This window comes from Pseudescherichia sp. L3 (genome assembly GCF_024656065.1).
GTDB lineage: Bacteria > Pseudomonadota > Gammaproteobacteria > Enterobacterales > Enterobacteriaceae > Pseudescherichia.
On sequence record NZ_JANKYC010000003.1, the window covers coordinates 341416 to 355224 of the forward strand.

Below are 13809 nucleotides of genomic sequence, written 5' to 3' on the forward strand. Positions count from 1 at the left end.
CACCACTATGTTTATTAACATGCTATCTGAAGAGAAAAAGGTCCTTCTAATTGAGCTTGCAAGGCTCCTGTCGCTGTCCAATAGCCCTTTTTTATGGGACGGTAAGACCAAGGAAGAACTGACCTCCGATTCCGATCTCAGTAAGTTATCTATTCAAAGGACCGAGCTGGAGACCAAACTGCTGGAGGAACTGGGACACTATACTTCACCGCGCTCCTATCCGCTGATTGGCATATACGAGCACGACTGGCATACGGCAACTGAAAAGAGGCTGATTGAAAAGCTTAAAGCGTTTCCGTTGGCCAAAATAGATGCACCTGAAAGTCGTGTTCAGGCCGCCACTGCGGTATTGAGATCCTTACTTGAGGCTAAAAAAACGGACGCGCTTGCAGAGCCAAAGATCGTTATCTTCCAGCTTTTCCTGTTTTCACTGCGGGCTGGTCAAATTTCCAGCATTGAATGGATGCTGCTAAAGGAGATTCAGCTCCACTACCATCTGCCAGATTTCATTTTTAAAGACCTGCTCAATAGCGCCGAAGCGCTGAATAGTGAAATGAATAAAACGCTTGCCCTTATTCTTGAATAGAGGATTTATAACATGCCAATTCCAATTATTATCGGTGCAGTAGCCGCAGCGGCGGGCCTTTACGGCATCGCAAAAGGCGTGGGCGGTGCAAAAGATCATAGCAATGCCAAAGATATTAACCAAAGCGCGAAAAATAGTGTAGATGAGACCTGCGCCCTTATTAACCAAAGTCGTGAAGCGACTAATAGCGTTATTGAAGATTATGGTCAACGCAAGCTGCGTGCTTTTAACGGCGTAATCAGCGAATTTATCGATACTTTTGGCCGTATCAAAAACGTCGAGCTGTCTGCCAGTCCCGAATTGGAAAAGCTTCAAGCAGGAGATTTCACTAAGACGACGTTGGCAGATCTACAACAGGACTACCAGATGCTGAAAGATGCAGGCCTGGGTCTGGGGACAGGAATGGGGAGCGGTGCCGCATTAGCATTTGGTGCTTATAACGGCACCATGCTGCTGGCTACGGCAAGTACCGGTACGGCAATCTCTTCTCTCTCTGGTGCTGCTGCCACTAACGCAACTCTGGCATGGCTTGGCGGTGGCTCCCTAGCAACCGGTGGTTTCGGTATGGCTGGCGGTATGATGGTACTGGGCGGCATTGTTGCGGGTCCAGCGTTGGCTATTTTTGGTCATATTCTGGGTAACAAAGGTGAAGAGGCGCTGAATAATGCCCGGAGCAATATGGAGCAGGCAAAAACCTTCTGCGATGATGGTGCATTGATGGTAGCTAAACTTCAGGCCATTGAAAAAGTGACCTCTCTTGCAAATAATGTATTCTCCTTGACCAGCGGCCGCCTGCGCGGCGCGGTTCACGAGATGAAAGACGCGCTGGAAAACTACGGTGAAAACTTCCGTGATTTTCCACAGGAAAGCAAAGAAGCCGTATTTATGTCCGTCAAGTATGCGCAACTGCTAAAAGCAATGATTGATACCCCCATCCTCGATCAGGATGGTAATCTGGTGCTCTCAACTGAAAAACGCATCATCGATATTGCTGCCGTATCAGCAGGTGAGAAAGCTGAGCTGGATGATTTAGAAGTGTAATGGTGACATCAGGCTCGCTGCTATAGGCGAGCCTGATTGCTGGTGACGATAATGCATTGCGAAAAAAAGCTTTCACCTTTTCCCTGCCTCCAGTGCGGGCTGTGCTGCCAGCATGTAGATGTGGCAGAGGAGACCCGCTTTCTCGATAGGGGAGACGGTACCTGCCGACACTATGATGCTGTTAATAAAGGCTGCCACATTTACGATCGGCGTCCAGATATCTGTCGGGTCGATCTGCAGTTTCAGTTAAACTATGTCCACCTTTACAATTGGGAGGAATTCGTGGCCTTAAATCTGTCAGTGTGCCACCGCTTAATTGAGGAAGAGCAAAAATAGGTTTAACCAACCCATGACAACTACCCTACTCTGCCCCACCCGCACCTTCGACGCCCCGCCCTTTATCTTACGTGCGGAGTCCGGCTCTATCCGCCATCTCCCTGCCCTCACCTACTGCCTCGTTGAGTATGATCGTGCGCACTACAGCGACGCGCTGTTTCAGCGTTTCTCGCAGCCGTTCCCAGATGCGCTAAATAATGCGGTGGCGAAGCGCAGAGCTGAATATCTGGCGAGCCGCTACTGCGGGCAGGTGCTGCTCGCGCAGGCGCAGGCCAACTCAACGATTATTGGCACCCATGAGCGCGTTCCCCAGTGGCCAGCTGGCTGGCGGGGCAGTATCTCCCACAGCGATAAGTATGCCCTGGTTGTTATCGCCCCTGAATCAGCGGGACTTATGCCGGGTATCGACATTGAGCAGTGGCAGCCCGAGGTGATGCTGGAGACGGCAGACATGTTCGCCTCGTCAGACGAACAGCAGCTATTGTCCTCGTTATCCCTGCCCTATCCGCAGGCGCTGCTAACGCTCTTTTCAGCTAAGGAGAGCCTGTATAAATCCCAGTGGCCTGAAGTGAGGCGCTACTTTGATTTCCAGGCGGCAAAGGTCACCCACGTCGATGAAGCAGAGCAGCGCTTTACTCTGACCCTCACCGAGACCTTAACGCCAAAGCTAAAATGTGGAACCGCCTTTAGCGGCAGCTATATGTTTCTCAACGACGCGGTCATCACCTGCATCGGCTAGTTTTGTTTTAAAACCCCCTTATCCCCTGCTTCGCCAGCCATGCGCTGAGGCTCTGCACTAGCGGATGATGCATGAAGGTAACCAGCTGCCGCGCCTTCTCCACACCAACGCCCGGCAACTGCTGCCAGCTAAGCTCATTGCGCCCGGTAAACTGCGACCAGCTACTATCACCTGAGAGCCGCAGCGCGGCCTGAGTGAGCGGCAGACCCAACGCCATCACCCAGCGGATAAATGGTCGCTCACGGGCCAGGTTGAACTGATGCCAGATCTGCCGCCCTCTGGCTGCACTCAATCCCGGCGTGTTCTCTAGCTGCTGTCGGGTCAGAGCCAGCCAGGAGAAGATATGCTCAAAGCGATGCGCCTGATGCAGGAGCCGCCAGCCCGCGTTGCCCATGCCTGTAATATCCAGCACCGGCTTTGAGCTAAGCCATACCAGCCTGGCGAAAAATTGCGCCTGACAATCGGGTGCAGCATAAAAGCAGGTAAGCGAATTGAAATACGCGGGCGGCGGCTCGGGTTTGTCACGCGCCAGGCTACGCCATATCACTCGATCGATGCGCGGAATACCCTGACCCGCCAGGCTGACCTGGACCTGATCGCCCGGCGCGATGTCCAGCTCTTGCCAGCGGCGAACAGAGCCAAGGCTTACCCGACGCACCGTTTTGTCATCCAGCTGTATCGGCTCAAGCTCCGCCACCACGGCGATCTTGCCGCTGCGTCCGGTAGCAAAGCGGATATTGGTTACCTCGGCAACCTCCTCTACGGGCGGGTATTTCCAGGCCATAACCCACTCACCTTCGCCGGGTCGCCAGCGCCTGCCCTCCGGCTCTTTCGCCGCGCGGATCACAACCCCGTCGGTGGCAAAGGGTAGCGGCGAGGTGAACCAGCGGGCGCGGATCGTCTCGACCTCATCTGCGTTTTTCACCGGCAGGCTGAAACGCGCGCTGGTGTTAAACCCGGCTTCGCTCAGCAGCTTCAGGCGCTGCTCCATCGCAGCAGGGCCGTCCGGCCAGGCCCAGATAAAGAGCGCCAGTTCATTCAAAAGAGGCGAGTTCTCTCGCTGCATCAGGGCACCCGCTACCTTCGCGCGGGCGTTGATTCCCCCCATCCGCTGCTGGATATGTCCATCACGCGCCAGGTAAATCTCCCCTTGCAGAACGCTGTTTGCCAGCGGCCCGGCAATCCGTTGAGGCAGGGAAGGAATAAGGCGCACTTTCTCGGTCCACGACTCCCCCTTACGGCCATCGCCACGGCTGATGGCTTCTGCTAGCCGCCCATTGCGGTAGACCAGCGTCACCGCCACGCCATCAACCTTAGGCTGTACCCAAAGATCACGGCGGTCGCCCATCCAGCGCTTGAGGGCATATTTGTCCGCCAGCTTGCGCACCCCGGTATGCATCACCGGATGCGGCACCGTACCGCCCACGGGCGGCGCTGAGACGTCGGGCAGCGGCTGGGATATAAAGCAGCGCTGCCACTGTGCCAGCCGATCGCTGAGACGATCGTACACCGCATCGCTCACGCCGCTGCTCCCCTCCTGCCAGTACGCCAGGTTCCACTGGGTAACCTGTCGCTGGAGCCGGGCGATCTCCAGCTGCGCCCGAAAGGGCGACCAGGACGGACAGGCCGCCGTGCTATAGCAGCTCCAGAGCGTTAAGCCGAGCGCCAATCCTCTACGTTTCCACATACTCTTTCTCCCTTGCCTCGACCAGCACGGTATACCGCGTAGCGAACCGGCTGGCGAAGAGCAAAACAGCAGGCTGCGAGGCGGCTTCAGCGCTTTTTAAAACGTTGCTGCAAACGAGAGATGAATCAGGAAGAGAGTGCGCAAAATGCAATAATCTCGTGGGAAAATGTGACAAAAACTACGTTAAAGGGTACCGACGTGTATAATAGGCACGTATGTAGACATTTCCGTTCGTTCATTACATATAAAGATACTCATGGCTCAAGGCACGCTCTATATCGTTTCCGCCCCTAGCGGCGCGGGCAAATCAAGCCTCATTCAGGCTTTGTTAAAGACCCAACCGTTGTACGACACCCAGGTTTCTGTTTCACATACCACGCGCGCGCCGCGTCCCGGTGAAGTGCACGGTGAACACTACTTCTTTGTAGATCATGACGAGTTCAAAACCATGATTGGCAACGATGCGTTCCTTGAGCATGCGGAAGTATTTGGCAATTACTACGGTACGTCCCGGGTCGCCATTGAGCAGGTGCTCTCTACAGGCGTAGACGTCTTCCTCGATATCGACTGGCAGGGCGCGCAGCAGATCCGCGCAAAAATGCCTCAGGCGCGCAGCATCTTTGTATTGCCGCCGTCGAAGCTGGAGCTGGATCGCCGCCTGCGTGGCCGCGGCCAGGATAGCGAAGAGGTGATTGCCAAGCGTATGGCCCAGGCAGTTGCAGAAATGAGCCATTACGCCGAATATGATTATCTGGTTGTGAACGATGATTTTGATACCGCTATCAGCGATATGAAGACTATCATCCGTGCTGAACGTCTGCGCATGGGCCGCCAAATGCAGCGACATGACGCTTTAATCAGCAAACTATTGGCAGATTGAACCGGGTTTAAGTATTATGCCCAGTCATTTCTTCATCTGTGGAGCACTTTAAGTATGGCACGCGTAACTGTTCAGGACGCTGTAGAGAAAATTGGTAACCGTTTTGACCTGGTACTGGTGGCCGCGCGTCGCGCTCGTCAGATGCAGGTTGGCGGTAAAGATCCGCTGGTAGCGGAAGAGAACGATAAAACTACCGTTATCGCGCTGCGCGAAATCGAAGAAGGTCTGATCACCAACCAGATCCTCGACGTACGTGAGCGCCAGGAGCAGCAAGAGCAGGAAGCCGCTGAGTTACAGGCCGTCACCGCTATTGCTGAAGGTCGTCGTTAATAACGCTGCAGGTCACCCTTGTATCTGTTTGAAAGCCTGAATCAACTGATTCGCACCTACCTGCCGGAAGACCAGATCAAACGTCTCCAGCAGGCGTATCTCGTTGCACGTGACGCTCACGAGGGCCAAACACGTTCAAGCGGTGAACCCTACATTACGCACCCGGTAGCGGTGGCCTGTATTCTGGCCGAGATGAAACTCGACCACGAAACGCTGATGGCCGCGCTGCTGCATGACGTAATTGAAGATACCCCCGCCACCTATCAGGACATGGAGCAGCTGTTTGGCAAAACCGTGGCCGAGCTGGTGGAAGGGGTCTCAAAGCTTGATAAGCTGAATTTCCGCGATAAGAAAGAGGCGCAGGCCGAAAACTTTCGTAAGATGATCATGGCGATGGTGCAGGATATCCGCGTCATTCTCATCAAGCTTGCTGACCGCACCCATAACATGCGCACCCTGGGCTCACTACGCCCGGACAAGCGTCGCCGCATCGCCCGTGAAACCCTCGAAATCTACAGCCCGCTGGCGCACCGCTTAGGTATCCACCATATCAAAACCGAGCTGGAAGAGCTGGGCTTTGAAGCGCTGCACCCGAACCGCTACCGCGTGATTAAAGAGGTGGTGAAGGCCGCGCGCGGCAACCGTAAAGAGATGATTCAAAAAATCCTCTCGGAGATCGAAGGGCGTTTGCAGGAGGCGGGTATCCCCTGCCGCGTGAGCGGTCGCGAGAAGCATCTCTACTCCATCTACTGCAAGATGGTGCTGAAAGAGCAGCGTTTTCACTCGATCATGGACATCTATGCGTTCCGGGTGATTGTTGAGGATCTCGACACCTGCTATCGCGTGCTGGGTCAGATGCACAGCCTCTACAAGCCGCGTCCAGGACGCATGAAGGACTATATCGCCATTCCGAAAGCGAACGGCTATCAGTCTCTGCACACCTCTATGATTGGCCCGCACGGCGTGCCGGTTGAGGTGCAGATCCGTACTGAAGATATGGACCAGATGGCGGAGATGGGGGTTGCGGCACACTGGGCTTATAAAGAGCACGGCGAGAGCAGCACCACCGCACAGATCCGCGCCCAGCGCTGGATGCAGAGCCTGCTTGAGCTCCAGCAGAGCGCAGGTAGCTCCTTTGAATTTATCGAAAGCGTTAAATCCGATCTTTTCCCGGATGAGATTTACGTTTTCACACCGGAAGGGCGCATCGTTGAGCTGCCTGCCGGTGCGACGCCGGTCGACTTCGCCTATGCGGTACATACCGATATCGGCCACGCCTGCGTAGGCGCACGTGTCGATCGGCAGCCCTACCCGCTGTCGCAGCCGCTGGCGAGTGGCCAGACGGTAGAGATTATTACCGCACCGGGTGCACGCCCGAACGCCGCCTGGCTTAACTTTGTCGTGAGCTCGAAAGCGCGCGCCAAAATCCGCCAGATGCTGAAAAACCTCAAGCGCGATGACTCGGTTAGCCTGGGCCGTCGTCTGCTGAATCACGCCCTCGGCGGTAGCCGCAAGCTGGCGGAGATCCCGTCTGAGAATATCCAGCGCGAGCTGGTACGCATGAAGCTTGTCTCCCTTGACGATCTGCTGGCGGAGATTGGCCTCGGCAATGCCATGAGCGTGGTGGTGGCGAAAAATCTACAGCAGGGCGAAGCCTCCGCTGTGTCTACCACGCCGAGCCATGGTCATCTGCCGATTAAGGGCGCGGACGGGGTGCTGATCACCTTTGCGAAATGCTGCCGTCCGATCCCCGGCGACCCGATTATTGCGCACGTCAGCCCGGGTAAAGGGCTGGTGATCCACCATGAGTCCTGCCGTAACATCCGTGGCTATCAGAAAGAGCCTGAGAAGTTTATGGCGGTTGAGTGGGATAAAGAGACGGCGCAGGAGTTTATCACCGAGATCAAGGTGGATATGTTCAACCATCAGGGCGCGCTGGCAAACCTGACGGCGGCAATCAACACGGCCTCTTCCAATATTCAAAGCCTGAATACGGAAGAGAAAGATGGTCGCGTCTATAGCGCCTTTATCCGCCTGACCTGCCGCGACCGCGTGCACCTGGCGAATATCATGCGCAAAATCCGCGTGCTGCCGGACGTGATCAAGGTCACCCGTAACCGAAACTAGCCCTATGACTCTGAAACGTTATGCGCGTATACGTGAGATGCTCGCCAGGCGCCAGCCTGATCTGACCGTCTGCATGGAACAGGTCCATAAGCCGCATAACGTTTCGGCAATCATTCGCACCGCCGATGCCGTCGGCGTGCATGAAGTCCACGCCGTCTGGCCTGAAAACCGGATGCGCATCATGGCCTCCTCCGCTGCGGGAAGTAACAGCTGGGTACAGGTTAAAACGCACCGCACCATTGCCGATGCCGTCGGGCATCTGAAAGGCCAGGGGATGCAGGTGCTGGCTACCCATCTCTCTGAAAAATCCGTAGATTTCCGTGATATCGACTATACCCGCCCTACCTGTATTCTGATGGGGCAGGAGAAGACCGGTATCACCCAGGAGGCGCTGGACCTGGCGGACCAGGACATTATCATTCCGATGATCGGTATGGTGCAGTCACTTAACGTCTCGGTCGCCTCCGCGCTGATCCTCTATGAGGCGCAGCGCCAGCGGCAGAACGCCGGGATGTACGCTCGCGATACCAGCACCATAGATTATGACGACCAGCATCGACTGCTGTTTGAAGGCAGTTACCCCGTGCTTGCCCGCGTAGCGAAGCAGAAAGGGCTGCCCTATCCCGACCTCAACGCGGATGGCGAAATCGAAGCCGACGACGCGTGGTGGTCCACCATGCAGGCAGCAAGGTAAGATTATGCAAGGCAAACTGCTCGATGCTGTCCCGCTCAGCTCTCTCACCGGCGTTGGCGCGGCACAAAGCAGCAAGCTGGCCAAAATCGGTTTAGTGAACGTCCAGGATCTGCTCCTGCATCTGCCGCTGCGCTACGAAGATCGTACCCATCTCTATCCCATCGCTGACCTGCTGCCGGGCGTGTATGCCACGGTCGAAGGTGAAGTGCTTAATAGCAACGTGACCTTCGGCGGCCGTCGGATGATGACCTGCCAGATCAGCGACGGCAGCGGCATCCTGACGATGCGCTTTTTCAACTTCAACGCGGCGATGAAAAATAGCCTCTCTCCAGGCCGCCGCGTGCTGGCCTATGGTGAGGCGAAGCGCGGCAAATACGGCGCGGAGATGATCCACCCCGAGTACCGCATTCAGGGCGATCTCAGCACTCCGGAGATGCAGGAGACCCTCACCCCGGTCTATCCGACTACCGAAGGTATCAAGCAAGGAACGCTGCGTAAGCTGACCGACCAGGCGTTGGATCTGCTCGACACCTGCGCCATTGCAGAGCTGCTGCCGCCTGAGCTGGCGCAGGGGATGATGAGCCTGCCGGAGGCGCTGCGCACGCTGCATCGTCCGCCGCCGACCTTACAGCTGGCCGATTTAGAGCTTGGCCAGCATCCTGCCCAGCGCCGCCTGATCCTTGAAGAGCTGCTGGCGCATAATCTCAGCATGCTGGCATTACGCGCCGGGGCGCAGCGGTTCCACGCCCAGTCCCTGAAGGCCAACGACACGTTAAAAAACCAGCTGCTGGCGGCGCTGCCGTTTAAGCCCACTGCCGCCCAGGCGCGGGTTACAGCAGAGATCGAGCACGATATGGCGCTGGATATTCCGATGATGCGCCTGGTGCAGGGCGACGTGGGTTCGGGCAAAACGCTGGTGGCCGCTCTGGCCGCGCTGCGCGCCATTGCCAACGGCAAGCAGGTAGGGCTGATGGCACCCACCGAGCTGCTGGCTGAGCAGCACGCCAACAACTTCCGCAGCTGGTTTGAGCCACTGGGCATTCAGGTAGGCTGGCTGGCGGGCAAGCAGAAGGGTAAGGCTCGTCTTGCACAGCAGGAGGCGATTGCCAGCGGCCAGGTGCAGATGGTGGTCGGCACGCATGCCATTTTCCAGGAGCAGGTACAGTTTAACGGCCTGGCGCTGGTGATCATCGATGAGCAGCACCGCTTTGGCGTCCACCAGCGGCTGGCGCTGCGGGAGAAGGGTCAGCAGCAGGGCTTTCATCCTCACCAGCTGATCATGACTGCCACCCCTATTCCCCGAACCCTGGCGATGACCGCCTATGCCGATCTCGATACCTCTACCATCGACGAGCTGCCGCCGGGGCGTACCCCGGTCACTACCGTGGCGATTGCCGATACGCGGCGCAGCGAGATTATCGAGCGCGTGCGCCATGCCTGCACCAATGAAGGCCGCCAGGCCTATTGGGTCTGCACGCTGATTGAAGAGTCCGATCTGCTGGAGGCCCAGGCCGCCGAAGCAACGTGGGAGGAGCTGAAGCTGGCTCTGCCAGAGCTGAACGTTGGCCTGGTCCATGGTCGCATGAAGCCCGCCGAGAAGCAGGCGGTGATGCAGGCGTTCAAGCAGGGCGAGCTGCATCTGCTGGTGGCGACCACAGTGATTGAAGTGGGCGTGGACGTACCCAACGCCAGCCTGATGATCATCGAGAACCCGGAGCGTCTGGGCCTTGCGCAACTCCACCAGCTGCGGGGCCGCGTGGGCCGTGGTGCGGTTGCCTCCCACTGCGTGCTGCTCTACAAATCCCCGCTCTCCAAAACGGCGCAAATGCGTTTGCAGGTGCTGCGCGACAGCAACGACGGCTTTGTAATTGCGCAAAAAGATCTGGAGATCCGCGGCCCAGGCGAGCTGCTGGGAACCCGTCAGACCGGTAACGCCGAGTTTAAGGTCGCCGATCTGCTGCGTGACCGGGCGATGATCCCCGAAGTACAGCGCCTTGCCCGGCATATTCACGAACGCTACCCGGAGCAGGCCGCAGCGCTGATTGAGCGCTGGATGCCGGAAACCGAGCGTTATTCCAACGCCTGATAACGCCTATCAGATACACCTTGTAAAATTTATAAATGCAATCGTTTGCTTTTATGGGTTGCTCAGCTAAAATGCCCGCTTTTCCACCGTGGAATTGCCTGAGATGTCCGTTAACACCGTCGAGTCTGAAAATGCGCAACCGGTTGCGCAGCCACACAATAGCGAACTGATCTACCGTCTGGAAGATCGTCCGCCGCTGGCGCAAACCCTTTTTGCCGCCTGCCAGCACCTGCTGGCGATGTTTGTTGCGGTCATTACTCCGGCACTGCTGATCTGCCAGGCCCTCGGCCTGCCCGCGCAGGATACGCAGCACATCATCAGCATGTCGCTGTTCGCCTCCGGCGTCGCCTCGATTATCCAGATTAAAGCCTGGGGTCCGGTGGGCTCAGGTCTGCTCTCCATTCAGGGCACCAGCTTTAACTTTGTTGCCCCGCTGATCATGGGCGGCACAGCGTTGAAAACCGGCGGCGCGGACGTCCCGACGATGATGGCGGCGCTGTTTGGCACCCTGATGCTGGCGAGCTGCACCGAGATGGTCATCTCCCGCGTGCTGCACCTGGCCCGCCGGGTGATCACCCCGCTGGTCTCCGGCGTGGTGGTCATGATTATCGGCCTGTCGCTGATTCAGGTTGGCCTGACCTCTATCGGTGGCGGCTACGGCGCGATGGCGGATCACACCTTCGGCGCACCGAAAAATCTGCTGCTGGCAGGCGTGGTGCTGGCAGTGATTATCCTGCTGAACCGCCAGCGTAATCCTTACCTGCGCGTGGCCTCGCTGGTGATCGCCATGGCAGTAGGCTATCTGCTGGCCTGGTGGATGGGCATGCTGCCGCAGAACAGCGCCCCGACCAGCAGCGACCTGATCATGGTCCCGACCCCGCTCTACTACGGTCTGGGCATTGACTGGAGTCTGCTCCTGCCGCTGATGCTGGTATTTATGATCACCTCCCTCGAGACCATTGGCGATATCACCGCCACCTCCGACGTCTCTGAGCAGCCGGTCTCCGGTCCGCTCTATATGAAGCGCCTGAAGGGCGGCGTGCTGGCTAACGGCCTGAACTCCTTTGTTTCGGCGGTGTTCAATACCTTCCCGAACTCCTGCTTCGGCCAGAACAACGGCGTGATCCAACTGACCGGCGTCGCCAGCCGCTACGTCGGGTTTATCGTGGCGCTGATGCTGATCGTGCTCGGCCTGTTCCCGGCAGTGAGTGGCTTCGTCCAGCACATTCCTGAGCCGGTGCTCGGCGGCGCTACCCTGGTGATGTTCGGCACTATCGCCGCCTCCGGGGTGCGTATCGTCTCCCGCGAGCCGCTGAACCGCCGTGCGATTATGATTATCGCCCTCTCGCTGGCCGTGGGCCTTGGTGTTTCCCAGCAGCCGCTGATCCTGCAGTTTGCGCCTGACTGGCTGAAAAACCTGCTCTCCTCCGGCATCGCCGCGGGCGGTATCACCGCTATCGTGCTGAACCTCGTCTTCCCGCCAGAGAAGAACTGACCCCCCTCGCGGCAGCGGTATTCACCCGCTGCCGCCGTAACACTGTCTCACCATTCCTTCCTTGAGCATTGCGCACAAATCGTGCATAAACTCCTTGTATGCTCATCGGGAAGGAAGACCATGAAACTGATTGGAAAAATGCTGCTCTACATCGCGATCGCCCTGCTGCTGGCGATTGTGGCCTGCTATTTTCTGGTTCAGACGCGCTGGGGTGCAACGCAGGTTGGTAAATGGGTTAGCAGTAACACCGACTATCACCTCGCCTTTGACGCCGCCGATCACCGCTTCTCCTCGCCTTCCCATCTGCTGCTCAAGAACGTCAACTTTGGTCGTAAAGGTCAGCCCGCGACGCTGGAAGCGAAGAGCGTGGACATCGGCTTTAGCAGCCGCCAGTTCACCGATCCGCTGCACGCGGACACTATTTTGCTCCAGGAGGGAACGCTCAACCTCTCGCCCGCCACCGCGCCGCTGCCGCTCAAGGCCGACCGCCTGCAGCTGAGCGATATGGCCTTTAACAGTCCGGCCACCGGCTGGGATCTTAGCGCCCAGCGGGTAACCGGTGGTATTACCCCCTGGGAGCCGATAGCGGGCAACGTGATGGGCAGCAAAGCACAGATCCAGTTCAGCGCTGGCTCGATGACGCTGAACGGCGTCCCCGTCAGCAACGTGCTGATTCAGGGCAGTATTGATAATAGCGACGTGACCCTAAGCACTATTGGCGCAGATATGGCGCGTGGATCGCTCACCGGTACGGCCCGCCGCACCGCCGACGGGGGCTGGATTGTCGATAGCCTGCGCCTGAACGACATTCGTCTACAGAGCGATAAATCCCTGACCGATTTCTTCGCCCCGCTGACTACCCTGCCCTCGCTGCAGATTGGCCGCCTTGAAGTCACCGATGCCCGCCTGCAGGGACCGGACTGGGCAGTGACCGATCTCGACCTCAGCGCTCGCGGCCTGACCCTGACGCGGGGCGACTGGCAGAGCGAGGATGGCCGACTCTCGATGAACGCCAGCGAGTTTATCTTTGGTTCGCTGCACCTCTTCGATCCGATTTTTAACGCCGAATTCTCTCCGCAAGGCATGGCGCTGCGCCAGTTCACCTCCCGCTGGGAGGGTGGCATGGTGCGTACCTCGGGCAACTGGCTGCGGGACGGCAAAGCGCTGGTGCTGGACGACACGGCGCTGGCAGGTCTGGAATATACCCTGCCCGCTAACTGGAAACGGCTGTGGATGGATCAACTCCCGAGCTGGCTGAACAGCGTAACGCTGAAAAGGTTTAGCGCCAGCCGTAACCTGGTGATCGACATCGATCCTGCGTTCCCGTGGCAGATCACCGCTCTGGATGGCTACGGTGCGAACCTACAGCTGGCGCGGGATCGCCAGTGGGGCGTGTGGGGTGGCAGCGCCAAGCTCAACGCCGCCGCCGCGACCTTTAACCGCGTCGACGTTCGTCGTCCCTCGCTGGCGCTGGCCGCCGACCGTAGTACGGTCAACATCAGCGAGCTGAGCGCCTTCACAGGCGAGGGTCTGCTGGAAGGCACCGCCACCGTCTCACAGGGGCCAGAGCGGCAGGTGAACGTTAACCTCAACGGGCGCGGCATTCCGCTCAGCATATTGCAGCAGTGGGGCTGGCCTGCTCTGCCCCTCTCCGGCGGCGGTAATATCCAGCTCACCGCCACCGGCAGGGTCAACGCTGAGGCACCGCTGAAGCCAACCGTGAACGGCGAGCTGAAAGCGATCAACGTGATGAAGCAGCAGCTTACTCAGACGATGCGCAACGGCGAAATCGTGCAGTAAGCTTGCCG

Annotated in this window: 12 protein-coding genes; 11 read left to right on the forward strand and 1 reads right to left on the reverse strand. The window is 57.9% G+C overall.

Features of this window, described 5'->3' with window-relative positions; all coding sequences use genetic code 11:
* Positions 1-7 precede the first annotated feature (7 nt).
* The 4 genes from NR795_RS16900 to NR795_RS16915 are packed head-to-tail and all read left to right on the forward strand — an operon-like array spanning position 8 to position 2702.
* The gene (locus NR795_RS16900) at positions 8-586 is read left to right on the forward strand and encodes a hypothetical protein (RefSeq protein WP_257758813.1); all 579 of its coding nucleotides are present in this window, start codon (positions 8-10) and stop codon (positions 584-586) included.
* A 12-nt stretch (positions 587-598) separates the two neighbouring features.
* Positions 599-1627, forward strand: a complete 1029-nt coding sequence (locus tag NR795_RS16905; protein WP_257758814.1) for a hypothetical protein — start codon at positions 599-601, stop codon at positions 1625-1627.
* 51 nt (positions 1628-1678) lie between these two features.
* Positions 1679-1963, forward strand: coding sequence for a YkgJ family cysteine cluster protein (locus tag NR795_RS16910; RefSeq protein ID WP_257758815.1), 285 nt, complete (start codon positions 1679-1681; stop codon positions 1961-1963).
* A 13-nt stretch (positions 1964-1976) separates the two neighbouring features.
* Entirely contained in the window at positions 1977-2702 is a 726-nt protein-coding gene (locus NR795_RS16915) for a 4'-phosphopantetheinyl transferase (RefSeq protein ID WP_257758816.1), read from the forward strand.
* A gap of 7 nt (positions 2703-2709) precedes the next feature.
* Here NR795_RS16915 and ligB read toward each other — a convergent pair whose 3' ends face one another.
* Positions 2710-4389 carry an NAD-dependent DNA ligase LigB gene (gene ligB, locus NR795_RS16920; protein ID WP_257758817.1) on the reverse strand — a complete coding sequence of 560 codons (1680 nt, stop codon included), beginning with the start codon at positions 4387-4389 and terminating at the stop codon, positions 2710-2712.
* Between the two features lie 256 nt (positions 4390-4645).
* Here ligB and gmk point away from each other — a divergent pair, with 256 nt between their 5' ends.
* The 7 genes from gmk to NR795_RS16955 all read left to right on the forward strand — a co-directional run bounded on the left by gmk (position 4646) and on the right by NR795_RS16955 (position 13801).
* Complete coding sequence (gene gmk / locus NR795_RS16925; RefSeq protein ID WP_257758819.1) at positions 4646-5269, forward strand: guanylate kinase; 624 nt, start codon at positions 4646-4648, stop codon at positions 5267-5269.
* Positions 5270-5323: 54 nt separating this feature from the next.
* Positions 5324-5599 (forward strand): DNA-directed RNA polymerase subunit omega, encoded by a 276-nt coding sequence (gene rpoZ / locus NR795_RS16930; RefSeq protein WP_144818380.1) that lies wholly within the window; start codon positions 5324-5326, stop codon positions 5597-5599.
* An 18-nt stretch (positions 5600-5617) separates the two neighbouring features.
* Positions 5618-7726 carry a bifunctional GTP diphosphokinase/guanosine-3',5'-bis pyrophosphate 3'-pyrophosphohydrolase gene (gene spoT / locus NR795_RS16935; RefSeq protein WP_042393373.1) on the forward strand — a complete coding sequence of 703 codons (2109 nt, stop codon included), beginning with the start codon at positions 5618-5620 and terminating at the stop codon, positions 7724-7726.
* Between the two features lie 4 nt (positions 7727-7730).
* The gene (trmH, locus tag NR795_RS16940) at positions 7731-8420 is read left to right on the forward strand and encodes a tRNA (guanosine(18)-2'-O)-methyltransferase TrmH (RefSeq protein ID WP_144818379.1); all 690 of its coding nucleotides are present in this window, start codon (positions 7731-7733) and stop codon (positions 8418-8420) included.
* A 4-nt stretch (positions 8421-8424) separates the two neighbouring features.
* Positions 8425-10506 (forward strand): ATP-dependent DNA helicase RecG, encoded by a 2082-nt coding sequence (recG, locus tag NR795_RS16945; RefSeq protein WP_144818377.1) that lies wholly within the window; start codon positions 8425-8427, stop codon positions 10504-10506.
* A 103-nt stretch (positions 10507-10609) separates the two neighbouring features.
* Positions 10610-12001, forward strand: a complete 1392-nt coding sequence (gene xanP, locus NR795_RS16950; RefSeq protein ID WP_144818374.1) for a xanthine/proton symporter XanP — start codon at positions 10610-10612, stop codon at positions 11999-12001.
* A 120-nt stretch (positions 12002-12121) separates the two neighbouring features.
* On the forward strand, positions 12122-13801 hold the full coding sequence (locus NR795_RS16955; RefSeq protein WP_257758820.1) for an AsmA family protein: 1680 nt from the start codon (positions 12122-12124) through the stop codon (positions 13799-13801).
* The last annotated feature ends 8 nt before the right edge of the window (positions 13802-13809 follow it).